This window comes from Thauera sp., from assembly GCF_047601425.1.
Lineage (GTDB): Bacteria > Pseudomonadota > Gammaproteobacteria > Burkholderiales > Rhodocyclaceae > Thauera.
The window spans coordinates 503,975-516,521 of sequence record NZ_JASGJL010000002.1 but is presented as its reverse complement, the minus strand read 5'-3'; the positions used below and the strand labels follow the sequence as shown (position 1 = coordinate 516,521).

The 12,547-nt window shown below is 67.7% G+C and carries 9 protein-coding genes; 4 read left to right on the top strand and 5 right to left on the bottom strand.

Translation table 11 applies throughout. The features are described from left to right. Positions 1-22: 22 nt before the first annotated feature. Positions 23-1,384 (bottom strand): bifunctional UDP-N-acetylglucosamine diphosphorylase/glucosamine-1-phosphate N-acetyltransferase GlmU, encoded by a 1,362-nt coding sequence (gene glmU / locus QM748_RS18940; protein WP_415248538.1) that lies wholly within the window; start codon positions 1,382-1,384, stop codon positions 23-25. A 222-nt stretch (positions 1,385-1,606) separates the two neighbouring features. On the opposite strand from glmU, the gene QM748_RS18935 reads away from it, so the two are divergent. The 3 genes from QM748_RS18935 to ggt all read left to right on the top strand — a co-directional run bounded on the left by QM748_RS18935 (position 1,607) and on the right by ggt (position 6,095). Then, positions 1,607-3,010: a bifunctional enoyl-CoA hydratase/phosphate acetyltransferase gene (locus tag QM748_RS18935; protein ID WP_415248537.1), complete on the top strand. Its 1,404-nt coding sequence runs from the start codon at positions 1,607-1,609 to the stop codon at positions 3,008-3,010. After that, complete coding sequence (locus tag QM748_RS18930; RefSeq protein ID WP_415248536.1) at positions 3,007-4,191, top strand: acetate/propionate family kinase; 1,185 nt, start codon at positions 3,007-3,009, stop codon at positions 4,189-4,191. The genes QM748_RS18935 and QM748_RS18930 overlap by 4 nt, the downstream gene beginning before the upstream one ends. A 146-nt stretch (positions 4,192-4,337) precedes the next feature. Further along, on the top strand, positions 4,338-6,095 hold the full coding sequence (gene ggt, locus QM748_RS18925; protein ID WP_415248535.1) for a gamma-glutamyltransferase: 1,758 nt from the start codon (positions 4,338-4,340) through the stop codon (positions 6,093-6,095). 1 nt (position 6,096) lies between these two features. Here the strand turns inward: ggt and QM748_RS18920 are convergent, their stop codons facing one another. After that, complete coding sequence (locus QM748_RS18920; protein ID WP_415248534.1) at positions 6,097-6,699, bottom strand: LysE family translocator; 603 nt, start codon at positions 6,697-6,699, stop codon at positions 6,097-6,099. A 134-nt stretch (positions 6,700-6,833) separates the two neighbouring features. Here QM748_RS18920 and QM748_RS18915 point away from each other — a divergent pair, with 134 nt between their 5' ends. Beyond that, positions 6,834-8,294: a PLP-dependent aminotransferase family protein gene (locus QM748_RS18915; protein WP_415248533.1), complete on the top strand. Its 1,461-nt coding sequence runs from the start codon at positions 6,834-6,836 to the stop codon at positions 8,292-8,294. Between the two features lie 40 nt (positions 8,295-8,334). On the opposite strand, the gene QM748_RS18910 is transcribed toward QM748_RS18915, so the two are convergent. From QM748_RS18910 to QM748_RS18900, 3 genes are all read right to left on the bottom strand, one after another. After that, entirely contained in the window at positions 8,335-9,480 is a 1,146-nt protein-coding gene (locus QM748_RS18910) for an alpha-hydroxy acid oxidase (protein ID WP_415248532.1), read from the bottom strand. Beyond that, positions 9,477-10,157 carry a Fe2+-dependent dioxygenase gene (locus QM748_RS18905; protein WP_415248531.1) on the bottom strand — a complete coding sequence of 227 codons (681 nt, stop codon included), beginning with the start codon at positions 10,155-10,157 and terminating at the stop codon, positions 9,477-9,479. Before QM748_RS18905 ends, QM748_RS18910 begins: the two co-directional genes overlap by 4 nt. Positions 10,158-10,244: 87 nt before the next feature. After that, positions 10,245-12,518 (bottom strand): TonB-dependent receptor, encoded by a 2,274-nt coding sequence (locus tag QM748_RS18900; protein ID WP_415248530.1) that lies wholly within the window; start codon positions 12,516-12,518, stop codon positions 10,245-10,247. Between the last annotated feature and the right edge of the window lie 29 nt (positions 12,519-12,547).

The window sequence follows — 12,547 nt, the reverse complement described above, 5'->3', positions numbered from 1 at the left end:
GGCGATGACGGGAAGCAGGCGCTCAGCGCGGCTGCTTCACCGGGCGCTTCCAGTGTTCGAGGCTGATCTGCCTGACGCGGGTGACGGTGAGCTGCCCCGCCGGCGCGTCCTTGGTCAGCGTGGTGCCGGCGCCGAGCGTGGCGCCGCGGCCGACGCGCACCGGCGCGACGAGCTGGGTGTCGGAGCCGATGAAGACGTCGTCCTCGATGATGGTGCGGTGCTTGTTGGCGCCGTCATAGTTGCAGGTGATGGTGCCGGCACCGACGTTGACCTTGCTGCCGATGTCCGCGTCGCCGACGTAGGCCAGGTGGTTGGCCTTGGAATGGTCGGCGATGACGCTGTTCTTGACCTCGACGAAGTTGCCCAGATGCACGTCGCTGCCCAGCACGGTACCCGGCCGGGTACGGGCGTAGGGGCCGATCACGCAGGCCTGGCCCATCGTCGTGCTGTCGATGTGGCTGAAGGCTTCGATGCGCGAGCCGGCGCCGATGCGCGCGTTGCGGATCACGCAGTTGGGGCCGATGCGCACGTTGTCGCCCAGTTCCACCGAGCCTTCGAACACGCAGTTGGCGTCGATCTCGACGTCGCGGCCGATGCTCAGGCAACCGCGCACGTCGATGCGCGCCGGATCGATCAGGGTCGCGCCCTCTTCCATCAGGCGGCGGGCGATGTTGCCCTGGTGGATGCGCTCCAGTTCGGCGAGCTGCATCTTGTTATTGACACCCAGCGTCTCGGCGAAGGCATCGGGCTGCTCGCTGACGACTTCGACGCCGTCGGCCACGGCGAGGCCGATGATGTCGGTGAGGTAGTACTCGCCCTGGGCGTTGTCGTTGCCGATGCGGCCGAGCCAGCCGCGCAGGCGGGCGACCGGGGCGACGAGGATGCCGGTGTTGACTTCGCGCACCTTGCGCTCTTCGTCGGTGGCGTCCTTTTCCTCGACGATGCGGGTGATCCGGCCGGCCTCGTCGCGCAGGATGCGGCCATAGCCGGTAGGATCGTCCATCTTCACCGTCAGCAGCGCCAGGCGCTCGCCGCCGGCTGCCGCGACCAGGCGGCGCAGCGTGGGCACGCCGATCAGCGGCACGTCGCCGTACAGCACCAGCGCCATGTCGCCGTCGGTCAGGTGCGGCAGGGCCTGCTGCACGGCATGGCCGGTGCCGAGCTGCGGCTGCTGGCGCGCCCAGGCCAGATCCGGGGCATCGAGGTGTTCGCGCACCACTTCGCCGCCATGGCCATAGACCACGCAGATGCGCCGGGCATCGAGGGTACGGGCGGCATCGAGCACATGAGCCAGCATCGGCTTGCCGGCGATGGGTTGCAGAACCTTGGGCAGAACCGAACGCATGCGCTTGCCCTGACCGGCGGCGAGAACGACGACTTCCATGGAAATCTTCCAGCGGGTTGATGAGTGGCGCGGAGTGTACCACTGCGGCACAGCCTGAAATGTGAGGGATTGCATGGCAAATGCGTGAAAACCCCAGCCGAACGCCACCAAATCCCACATAAATTGACGCAACGCACAAAAGCCGCACTTTTCCACTTATATTCGTCACAGGCAGGGGCTAGAATCGCATGCTGCACTGCACATATAAATCAGGGATCCGCCATGGAACATTCCGACACCCAGTTCATCCAGAACCGCACCTTCGACGAGATCCAGGTCGGCGACTTCGCTCAGCTGGTGCGCACCCTGCGCCCGGAAGACATCCACCTGTTCGCCGCCATGTCGGGCGACGTCAATCCGACCCACGTTGACGTCGAATACGCCCGCTCCAGCCAGTTCCGCGAAGTGGTCGGCCACAGCATGTGGGGCAGCACGCTGATCTCGACCGTGCTCGGCACCGAATTCCCCGGCCCCGGCACGGTGTACGTTTCGCAGGGGCTCAACTTCTGGCGCCCGATCACGATCGGCGACACGCTGACGATCACCGTCACCTGCAAGGAAAAATTCGAGCACAACCACCACATCATCTTCGACTGCCTGGCGGTCAACCAGGACGGGCTGAAGGTCATCGACGGCATCGCCGAAGTCATGGCGCCGACGCAGAAGATCAAGCGCACCCGCGTCGTGCTGCCCGAAGTCACCATTTCGGACCGCGAGCTGCGCTACCGCCACCTGCTGTCGGTGTCGGCAGGCCTGTCGCCGATCCCGATCGCGGTGACGCATCCCTGCGACAAGGAATCGCTGTCCGGCCCGGTGCAGGCTGCCAAGGCCGGCCTGGTCGACCCGATCCTGGTCGGCCCGGAGAACAAGATCCGCGCAGTGGCCGAAGAACACGGCATCGACATCAAGGGCTTCCGCATCGTCGACACCGAGCACAGCCACGCCTCGGCGGAAAGGGCTGTCGCGATGTGCCGCGACGGCGAGGCCGAAGCGCTGATGAAGGGCTCGCTGCACACCGACGAGATGATGAGCCAGGTGGTCAAGAACCTGCGCACCGGCCGCCGCATCAGCCACGTCTTCCTCGCCGACGTGCCGACCTACCCGCATCCGCTGATGATCACCGACGCGGCGATCATGATCGAGCCGACGCTGGAGGACAAGGTCGACATCATCCAGAACGCGATCGAACTCGCCCACATGCTCGGCCTGCCCGAGCCCAAGGTGGCGATCCTGTCGGCGGTCGAGACCGTCACCTCCAAGATCCGCTCCACCATCGAAGCCGCCGCGCTGTGCAAGATGGCCGACCGCGGCCAGATCAAGGGCGGCCTGCTCGACGGCCCGCTCGCCTTCGACAACGCGGTGTCGCTGGTCGCCGCCAGGACCAAGGGCATCAAGTCGGTGGTCGCCGGCAATGCCGACATCCTGGTCGTGCCCGACCTCGAATCCGGCAACATGGTCGCCAAGCAGCTCGAATACCTCGCCAACGCGCTGATGGCCGGCGTGGTGCTGGGCGCGCGCGTGCCCATCGTGCTGACCAGCCGTGCCGACACCGCCGAAACCCGCGCCGCCTCGTGCGCCGTGGTGCAGTTGATGGCGCACAAGAAGCGGGAGATGCTGAAAGCATGAAGGCGGTCCTCATCCTCAATGCAGGCTCCAGCAGCCTGAAGTTCGCGCTCTACGCCATCAACGGCGATGTCGCCGCAGCGCCGGCCGTCTCCGGCCAGGTCGAAGGCATCGGCGCCACCCCGGAAATCACGCTGAAGACGGCCGACGGCCAGCGCATCCAGGAAGCGGTGAACGCCAGCGGCAGCCAGGGCGAACAGCACCGCGATGCGCTCGACCACGTCTTCAAGCTGCTGACGGCGCACAATCCGAACCTTGAAATTGCCGCCGCCGGCCACCGCATCGTGCATGGCGGCGACCGCTACAGCGCACCGGTGGTGCTGGACGCGAGGCTCATCGACGAACTGGAAGACTTCATCCCGCTGGCGCCGCTGCATCAGCCGCACAACCTGCGCGCCGTGCGTGCGGTGGCGGCACTGATGCCGTCGATCCCGCAGGTGGGCTGCTTCGACACCGCCTTCCACCGCACCCAGCCGGCCGTGGCCCAGGCCTTTGCGCTGCCGCGGAAGCTCTCGGCCGAAGGCATCAAGCGCTATGGCTTCCACGGCCTGTCCTACGACTACGTCGCCCGCCAGTTGCCCGACATCATCGGCGAGCGCGCCCGGGGTGCGGTCGTCATCGCCCACCTCGGCAACGGCGCGTCGATGACCGCGCTGCGCGACGGCAGGAGCGTGGCCTCGACGATGGGCTTCACCGCGGTCGAGGGCCTGATGATGGGTACCCGCACCGGCAGCCTGGACCCCGGCGTGATGCTCTACCTGATGGAGCAGAAGGGCATGGATACCAAGGCCCTGACCAACCTGCTGTACAAGGAATCCGGCCTGCTCGGCGTCTCCGGCATCAGCCAGGACATGCGTACCCTGCTCGCCTCCGACGCCGCCGAGGCCAGGGAAGCGGTGGATCTGTTCTGCTACCGCATCGCCCGCGAGCTTGGTTCGCTGGCGGCGGCGGCCGGCGGCCTGGATGCGCTGGTGTTCACCGGCGGCATCGGCGAGCATGCCGCGCCGGTGCGCCGGAAGGTGGCCGAACTGGCGGCCTGGATGGGCGTGAAGATCGACGCCGCGGCCAATGCCGATCATGCCCGCCGCATCGATGCCGCCGACAGCCGTGTCGCCGTGGCGGTGGTGCCGACCAACGAAGAGCGCATGATCGCGCGCTACACGGCCGAAGCACTGGGGCTGTGATCCAGCACGCGGGTGCGGCCTGCCCGGCTGCACCCGCATCTCGACGGAGCCCGCCCGTCCGGGGGCCATCCGCCCGGGTTGTCCCTCCTTGAAGCAGTTTTCCGCCGGGTGCTAACGTCATTGCTCCAGCACGATGGAGCAATGACATGAATCCCACCCGCAAGCTTGTCGCCACCGCCCTGATGATGGCTGCCTTCGGCGCCTGGGCGGAGCAGGCCGCCGAAAAACAGGCAGTCGACACTGGCCATGGCGGCGCCGTCGCCACCATCTCGCACCATGCCAGCCAGGCGGCGATGGAAATCCTCGATGCCGGCGGCAACGCGATCGACGCCGCGGTCGCCGCCGCCGCCACGCTCGGCGTCACCGACCCCTTCAGCTGCGGCATCGGCGGCGGCGGCTTCATGCTGATCTATTCGGCGCGGGACAAGCGCGTGATCGCGCTCGACCACCGCGAAACGGCGCCCGCCCGCTTCCATCCGGCGGTCTTTCTGAATGCCGACGGCAGCGAAATGGAATGGGAGGCTGCCGTCCCCAACGGCCTGGCCGTCGGCGTGCCCGGCACCGTGCGCGGCTGGCACGACGCGCTGGCGCGCTACGGCACGATGGGCTTCGAACAGGTGCTCGCGCCGGCGATCCGCGTCGCCGAGCAGGGCTTCGCCATCGATGGCAACTTCCACCGCCTCAACAAGGGCAACGAGGCCAAGTTCGCGCGCTTTTCCACGACCTCGGCGCTCTATCTGAAGGACGGCAAGGCGCTGCCGGTCGGCACGCATTTCCGCAACCCGGACCTGGCGCAGACCTATCGCGACATCGCCCGCGGCGGCGTGAAGGCCTTCTACGAGGGACCGATCGGCGCCAGCATCGTCGCCGCGGTGAATTACCCGCCGGCCAATCCCGGCGTCAGCGTCATTCCGGGCCATATCAGCATGGCCGACCTCGCCGACTACGAGGCCCGCGTCCGCCAGCCGATCCGCTCCACCTATCGCGGCTACGAGATCCACGGCATGCCGACGCCGTCCAGCGGCGGCATCGCCATCGCCCTGGCGCTGAACATGCTGGAGACTTTCGACCTGTCCCGCCTGCCGCGCGCCGAAGCCGAGCATCTCTACCTCGAGGCCTCGCGCCTGGCCTTCGCCGACCGCAACGCCTACGTCGCCGACGAAGCCTTCGTCGATGTCCCGCGCGACGGCCTGCTGTCCAAGGACTATGCGCGTCAACGCGCCACGGCCATCGGCCCGGTCGCCGCGGCGGGCAAGGTCGAGGCGGGCGATCCCTACCCGTTCCAGACCGACCTGTCGGTACCGCTGCGCCCGGCTCCGCGGCCGCTCGCGCACGAGTCGATGCACACCACCCACTTCACGGTGTCCGACCGCGAAGGCAACATCGTCGCCTACACCTTCACCATCGAGGATTGGGGCGGCAGCGGCATCGTCGTGCCGGGGCGCGGCTTCATCCTCAACAACGAGATGACCGACTTCGACTTCAGCGGCCCGCACCCCAACGTCGCCGAAGCCTACAAGCGGCCGCGCTCCAGCATGAGCCCGACCATCGTGCTGAAGGACGGCGCCCCTGCCTTCACGATCGGCTCGCCCGGCGGCTCGACCATCATCATCACCGTGCTGCAGACCATCGTCAATCATGTCGACCTCGGCATGAGCCTGGCCGACGCGCTCGCTGCGCCGCGCATGAGCCAGCGCAACGCCGGCACCACCCAGGTCGAGACCTTGCTGAACTTCCCGGGCAGCGCGCAGGCCAGGGCGCTGGAAGCGAAAGGCCACGCCTGGAAGGAAAGCGATCAGATCGGCGCCGCCAACGGCATCCGCTTCAACACCGACGGCACCGTCACCGCCGTCAGCGAGCCGCTGCGCCACGGCGGCGGCAGCGCCATCGTGCAGAAGCAGTGAGTCAGGCAAACATGCCCGCCTCGTCCGCAGCGATCCATGCTGCGGTCGCGGCGAGCAGCACGGCCATCGTGTAATTGAAAATGCGCAGCGCCGCCGGCTGCTGCAGCCATTCGCGCAAGCGTGCGCCCGCCCCCGCCCACAGCGCGATGCAGGGCAGATTGACCACCAGGCAGACCAGCGCCAGCCCGGCTGCCGCCTGCCAGCCCGCGTTCGGCGGCAGGAACAGGATCGCGGCGTTCAGCCCCATCATCCAGGCCTTCGGATTGACCCACTGGAACATCGCCGCGCCCAGGAAACCGAGCGGCTTCGCCCGTCCGCCGCTGCCCGGCTGGCCGGCACGGGCCTGGCGCAAGGCCAGCCACAGCAGGTAGCCGCAGCCCACGACCACCAGCGGCGGCCGCAGCGCATCCAGCCAGGCCATGGCCCAGGCCAGGCCGCTGGCCACGATCAGCATCTGCAGGCTGCTGCCGACGCTGACGCCGAGCATGTGCGGCAGCGTGCGGCGAAAGCCGAAATTCACCCCGCTGGCGGCGAGCATGATGTTGTTCGGCCCCGGCGTCACCGACATCGTGGCCACGTAGGTCATCAGCGGCAGGTCGAGCATGGCGTTCTCCTTGTGGGCATCGAGGAGGAACTATACGAATCGGCGGCTCATGGTTACAGCGCCAGTAAAATGGATTTATAGTGGTCACAGATAAAAAACCACACCAACTGTATCCAGCAAAAGCAGCGTGTACTGTGCCCGCTGAAACCCACTCTCCAGCGCTCCTGCCTCCGCCGCTTTACCAGGCGCTGACCGAGGAACTGCGCGAAGCCATCCGCGACGGCCGCCTCGCTGCCGGCGCGCGCCTGCCGTCGGTGCGCGAAGCGGCCACCAGCCGCGGCATCAGCATCAACACCGTGCTCGCCGCCTACCGCCAGCTCGAAGCCCAGGGCCTGGTCGACGCGCGGCCGCAAGCCGGCTATTTCGTCCGCGCCCGGCTGGCCGTGCCTCCCGCCCTGCAAGCCGCGGTGGCCGAGCCGAGTTCGGCGATGGCGGCCGAGAGCACCGTGCTGAGCCGCATCGCGACCGTACTGGCGGCTCAGACCCGCCCCGACACCATCGACCTGTCGCTGGCCTGCCCCAAGGGCAGCGATTTCTATCCGGGCGAAAAGCTCGGCCGCATCGTCGCCGAGCTGACCCGCCGCCATCCGGAGCTGCTCACCGATTATTCGCTGCCGCCCGGCTCGCTGCTGCTGCGGCGCGAGATATGCCGCCACGCCACCGAGCTCGGCATGCAGCTGCAGCCCGAAGCCATCCTGCTGACCAACGGCTGCATGGAAGCGCTGCAACTGGCGCTTCGCGCCACCACCCGGCCCGGCGACACCGTCGGCCTCGAATCGCCGACCTACTTCAACCTGATTCCGCTGCTCGACCGCCTGGGCCTGAAGGCGATCGAGATCCCCACCCACCCGGAAGGCGGGCTGTCGCTGGACGCGCTCGAACTGCTGCTGTCGGAAGAACGCCTGCAGGCAGTGGTGACGATGCCGACGGTGCACAACCCGCTCGGCACCAGCATGAGCCCTGCCAACAAGCGCCGCCTGGCCGAGCTGGCACACGACTACCAGGTGCCGGTGATCGAGGATGCGCTGTACGCCGAACTGCAGTTCAGCACGCCGCTGCAGCCGGCGGCAAAGGCCTTCGACCGGGACGGCTGGATCATCGTCTGTGCGTCCTACACCAAGACGCTGGCGCCCGGCATGCGGATAGGCTGGCTGGAAGGCGGCCGCTTCGGCCGCGAGCTGGCCGAGCTCAAGTTCTGCGCCTCGGTGGCGCAGCCGGCGCTGCTGTGCGAAGCGATCGGCCGCTTCCTCGAAAGCGGCGGTTACGCCCAGCACATGCGCCGCCTGCGCCGCACCTACGCCGCCCAGACCGAGCGCCTGCGCGGCCTGATCCACGACGCCTTTCCCGCTGGCACGCGCGCCACCCGGCCCGGCGGCGGCTTCCTGGTGTGGGTCGAACTGCCCGAAGGCTGCGACACCAACCGCCTGTTCGATCTCGCCCTGCGCCGCGGCATCGGCATGACGCCGGGCAAGCTCTATTCGCCCTCGGGCCGCTACGACCGCCACCTGCGCCTGTCGGGCTGCTACCCCTTCAGCGACCGCCACGTCCACGCACTGATGACGCTGGGCGAACTGGCCGGCGCCCAGCTGCGCTGAACCACGCGCCGACACGCCGCCGTGCTGCGTCCGGCACAGGCTAGCGGCCGCGCCAGACGGCCTCGGCGCCGATCTGCTCCAGCCGCGCGCAGCCGAGCTGCGCCATCGCCAATTCCAGTTCGGTGCGCAGCAGGTGCACCAGGTGCGCGACGCCAAGCATGCCGCCCACCGCCAGCGCATGCAGCTGCGGGCGGCCGATGAGCACCGCGCTCGCGCCCAGCGCCAGCGCCTTTGCCGCATCGGTGCCGCAGCGCACGCCGCTGTCTAGCAGCAAGGGGGTGCCGGGAACGGCGGCGCGCACGGCGGGCAGCACTTCGATCGGCGCAGGCACGCCGTCCATCACCCGGCCGCCGTGGTTGGAGACGACCAGCGCATCGGCGCCGCGCGCCACGGCCTCGGCAGCCACCGCCGGCGAGAGCACGCCCTTGACCACCAGCGGCAGGCGGGTCTGCGCCCGCAGCCATTCGAGATCGGCGAGCGAGGGGGCGGCGTCGGCCAGCGGCGTGCCCAGCAGGATCGCCCCCTGCCCGGCCTGGGAAGTCTGGCGCGCGGAAGGAAAACCGCGCAGATTGGCCGCCTCGACTCCCGGCGGCAAGGCGAAACCCGAGCGCTTGATGGAGGCGTCGATCGTCCACACGATGGCCTGGTAGCCTGCCGCCTCGGCACGGCGCAGCAGCGCCAGCGTATGTTCGCGCGCCGGCTGCGAATAGAGCTGGAACCACAGCGGCGCGCCGTGGCCCAGTTCCTGCATCGCGGCCCGCGCCGCGGCGGCGATCTCTTCGAGCGTGTGGCTGGACAGGGTGCTGGCCATGTAACCCGCCTGCAGCGCCATCGCGGCACGCACGCTGGCGAGTTCGCCTTCGGGATGGGCGAGGCACTGGTAGGCGACGGGCGCGAGCAGCAGCGGATGGGCCAGCGCTTGGCCAAGCAGTTGCAGGCGCGTATGGCCGCCCCGCAGATCGGCCAGCGGACGGGGCAGCAGATGCAGGCCATCGAAGGCGGCGCGGTTGTGCGCCAGCGTCAGGTTGCGGTCCGAGCCGCCCTGGATGTGGCGCCATGCCATCGCCTCGAAGTGATGGACGGCGTGGCGCTCATAGTCGAAGGCGCTCTCGATGTCTGCCGGAATGCGTGCATGGGCCGGACGCACGGCCTCGCCCAGGGCGTTGAGGATGGCTGCGCCGCTCATGCCTGCGACCACATGCGCAACAGGTTGTGATAGGTGCCCGACAGCGCCGACAAGGCCGGTTCGTCCGGATGACGCACGGTGAGCTGCTGGATCTGCTGGTCGAGGTCGAACAGCAGCCGCCGCTGCTCGGCGGACGCGACCAGGCTGTGCGTCCAGAAGAAGCTGCCGTAGCGCGTGCCGCGCGTGACGGGGTTGACGCGGTGCAGGCTGGTGCCGGGATAGACGATGGCGTCGCCCGCGGGCAGCTTCACGCTCTGGTGGCCGTAGGTGTCTTCGACGACCAGTTCTCCGCCTTCGTACTCGTCGGGATCGCTGAAGAACACCGTGGTCGATACGTCGGTGCGCACCTTGATCGCCGTACCGGGAATGTTGAAGAAGGCATTGTCGATGTGATTGCCGTAAGTGCCGCCGCCTTCGTAGCGGTTGAAGCGCGGCGGCAGCACCTTCAGCGGCAGCGCGGCGGACATGAACAGCGGGCTGGCACCCAGCTTGTCGAGGATCAGTTCGCCGATGCCGCGCGCCACCGGACTGTCCAGCGGCAGCTGCAGGTTGCTCTTGACCTGGACGGCCAGATGGCCAGCGGTCTTGCGGCCGTCCTGCCATTCGGCCTGCGCCAGCGCCTGGCGGCATTGGCGCACTTCGTCGGAGGAAAGCAGCGCGGGTATGCGAAGCATCATGGCGTGAAAACCTGTCGTGTCATTGCAAATGGAAAACGGCCCTGCCCGCATTGTCTGCGGGCAGGGCCGTTCGGGCCATGCGCTCGATCAATAGGTGAACTTGAGCGCTGCCACCACCGAACGACCGGCTGCCGGCGTGGCGTAGTGGGTGGAGTAGGTCGAAGCGTAATACAGCTTGTCGGTCAGATTGTAGCCATTGATCTGCAGGCTGAGGTTCGGGCTGAAGGCATAGCTGGCCATCGCGTCGTAACGCACGTAGCCCGAAGTGCCCTTCTTGATGAGCGAACGGTTGGTGCTGTACGCATAGGTCCCCACCACGTCGCTCTGGCCGACCGCGCCCACGCCCACGGTGAACTTGGGCGTGAAGGCGTAGGTCGTCCACAGGCTGGCGCTGTGCTCGGGCGTGCTGGGGAAGGCCTTGCCGGTACCGGCGTTGCCGCGACCCAGGGCATCCTTGCCGATGTCCTTCTGCTCGCTGTCCATGTAGGTGTAGCCGCCGAACACTTCCCACTGCCGCGTCAGGCGGCCGGCGAAGCCCAGCTCGATGCCATCGACCACTTTCTCGCCGGCCATCGATGCCAGGCCGGTGGTGGAATCACGCAGGCGGGCATTGGTGGTGACGTTGCGGAAGATGGCGGCCGTCAGCGACAGCTGGTTGTCCAGCACGTCCCACTTGGTGCCGATTTCGTAGGAACGGGTCTTTTCCGGCTTCAGGTCGTCGGCGTTCGGGGTCGGCGAGCGGCCGCCGCCGGTGGCGATGCCCATCGATTCGCTGCCCTGGCCATTGGAGGCATTGCCCGGCGTGCTCGAGGTGCCGATGCTGGCGTAGAGGCTGGCATTGGGCTGCAGCTTGTACACCACGCCCAACTGGTAGTTGAACATCGTGTCCTTGCGGCTGTAGCGCGTCGTGGCGTCCCACTGCCTGGTGCGATAGTCGTCGACGCGGATGCCGGCGTTGATCAGCCATTCGGACGTGAGCGTCAGCGTGTCGAAGGCATACAGCGACGTGGTGTTGGTCTTGTAATGAGTCGGCTTGTGGCTGCGCACCATGTGGCCGCCCCACGGATCGCTGCCATTGGGCGAGAACAGGCTGGTACACATGTAGGGCGCACCACCCGCCTTGCACTGGTTGCTGTTGGGAATGGCAACGCCGGCGGCGTCGAACTGGCCGTAGCTGTCGACATCCGACTCCTCGCGCGCCAGTTCCAGGCCGATGGCGAACTGGTGCTTGACGCTGCCGGTGGTGGCCTCTCCGGTCAGTTCGGTGACGTTCTGCAGCGTGTCGGTTTCGCTGTGGCGCGAGTTCATGCGGCGCCACACCCGGCCGTTCGCCGCATTGCCCTGGCTGTCGTCGGGCTGGGTCCACACATACTTCTGCGTCGACTGGCTGTAGCGCGTGGCATTGCGGATCTTGGCGGTGTCGCTGAGCTTGTGCTCGATCGCAGCGGTGAAGGTGTCGCCCTTTTCCTTGCGGAAATCGCGGTGCTTCAGGCCGTACCAGTTTTCACGGTCGCCGCCGGTGGTGGGACGAATGGTGGTGGGCGAGGTCAGCCCGGCGGTCGGACCGATGGCGAAGGGCACACCGCCGTCGGGCATGTCGTCGGTCTGCAGATGATCGTAGGACAGCGTGACTTCGGTGGGCGTGTTCATGCCGAAGGTGATCGTCGGCGCGATGCCCCAGCGCTTGTTCTCGGGGCCGTCGCGGCCCGGCACGTCGGCGTCGTGCGCCATCGCATTCAGGCGGAAACCGACGGTGTCGCTCAGCATCCGGTTCACGTCGATCGTGGCACGCTTGTAGTTGTCGGTGCCCAGGCCCACGTCGCCGGTGATGAAGTTCTCGTTCCTGGCCTTCTTGGTGCTCAGGTTGATGCTGCCGCCCGCCCCGCCACGGCCGCCGTAGGCGGAGTCGGAGCCCTTGATGACTTCCACCGCCTCCAGGTTGTACACCTCGCGGGAGCTGGCAGCGATGTCGCGCATGCCATCGACGAAGATGCTGTTCTGCGTGTCGCTGCCGCGCATGAACGGACGGTCGCCCACCGGGTTGCCGCCTTCGCCGGAGCCGAAAGTGATGCCGGGGCTGGAGCGCAGGGCTTCGGTCAGGCTGGTGGCGCCGGTCTGTTTGATGATCTCCTCGTTGATGACCTGCACGGTCTTGGGCGTGTCGATCAGCGGCGCGGTGAATTTGGCCGACGGCGCCTTATCGACCTTGACCGGACTGTAGGCCGAGTCCTGCACCGTCACGGTCGGCAGGGTCGCGGCAGCGTCCTGCGCCGAAGAAGCCGTGCTCGCCAGGCACAAGCCGATGGCAGCGGCCACCCGGCTCAGCTTCACTGGTGGCCGGGAGGTTTGGAAATTGCGCATGTTCATCTCTCTACTCTCTATTTTGTTGT

Excerpts from the sequence above, each read along its gene's own strand:
- glmU (WP_415248538.1), bottom strand. The coding sequence starts at position 1,384 with ATGGAAGTCGTCGTTCTCGCCGCCGGTCAGGGCAAGCGCATGCGTTCG.
- QM748_RS18935 (WP_415248537.1), top strand. The coding sequence starts at position 1,607 with ATGGAACATTCCGACACCCAGTTCATCCAGAACCGCACCTTCGACGAG.
- QM748_RS18930 (WP_415248536.1), top strand. The coding sequence starts at position 3,007 with ATGAAGGCGGTCCTCATCCTCAATGCAGGCTCCAGCAGCCTGAAGTTC.
- ggt (WP_415248535.1), top strand. The coding sequence starts at position 4,338 with ATGAATCCCACCCGCAAGCTTGTCGCCACCGCCCTGATGATGGCTGCC.
- QM748_RS18920 (WP_415248534.1), bottom strand. The coding sequence starts at position 6,699 with ATGCTCGACCTGCCGCTGATGACCTACGTGGCCACGATGTCGGTGACG.
- QM748_RS18910 (WP_415248532.1), bottom strand. The coding sequence starts at position 9,480 with ATGAGCGGCGCAGCCATCCTCAACGCCCTGGGCGAGGCCGTGCGTCCG.
- QM748_RS18905 (WP_415248531.1), bottom strand. The coding sequence starts at position 10,157 with ATGATGCTTCGCATACCCGCGCTGCTTTCCTCCGACGAAGTGCGCCAA.
- QM748_RS18900 (WP_415248530.1), bottom strand. The coding sequence starts at position 12,518 with ATGCGCAATTTCCAAACCTCCCGGCCACCAGTGAAGCTGAGCCGGGTG.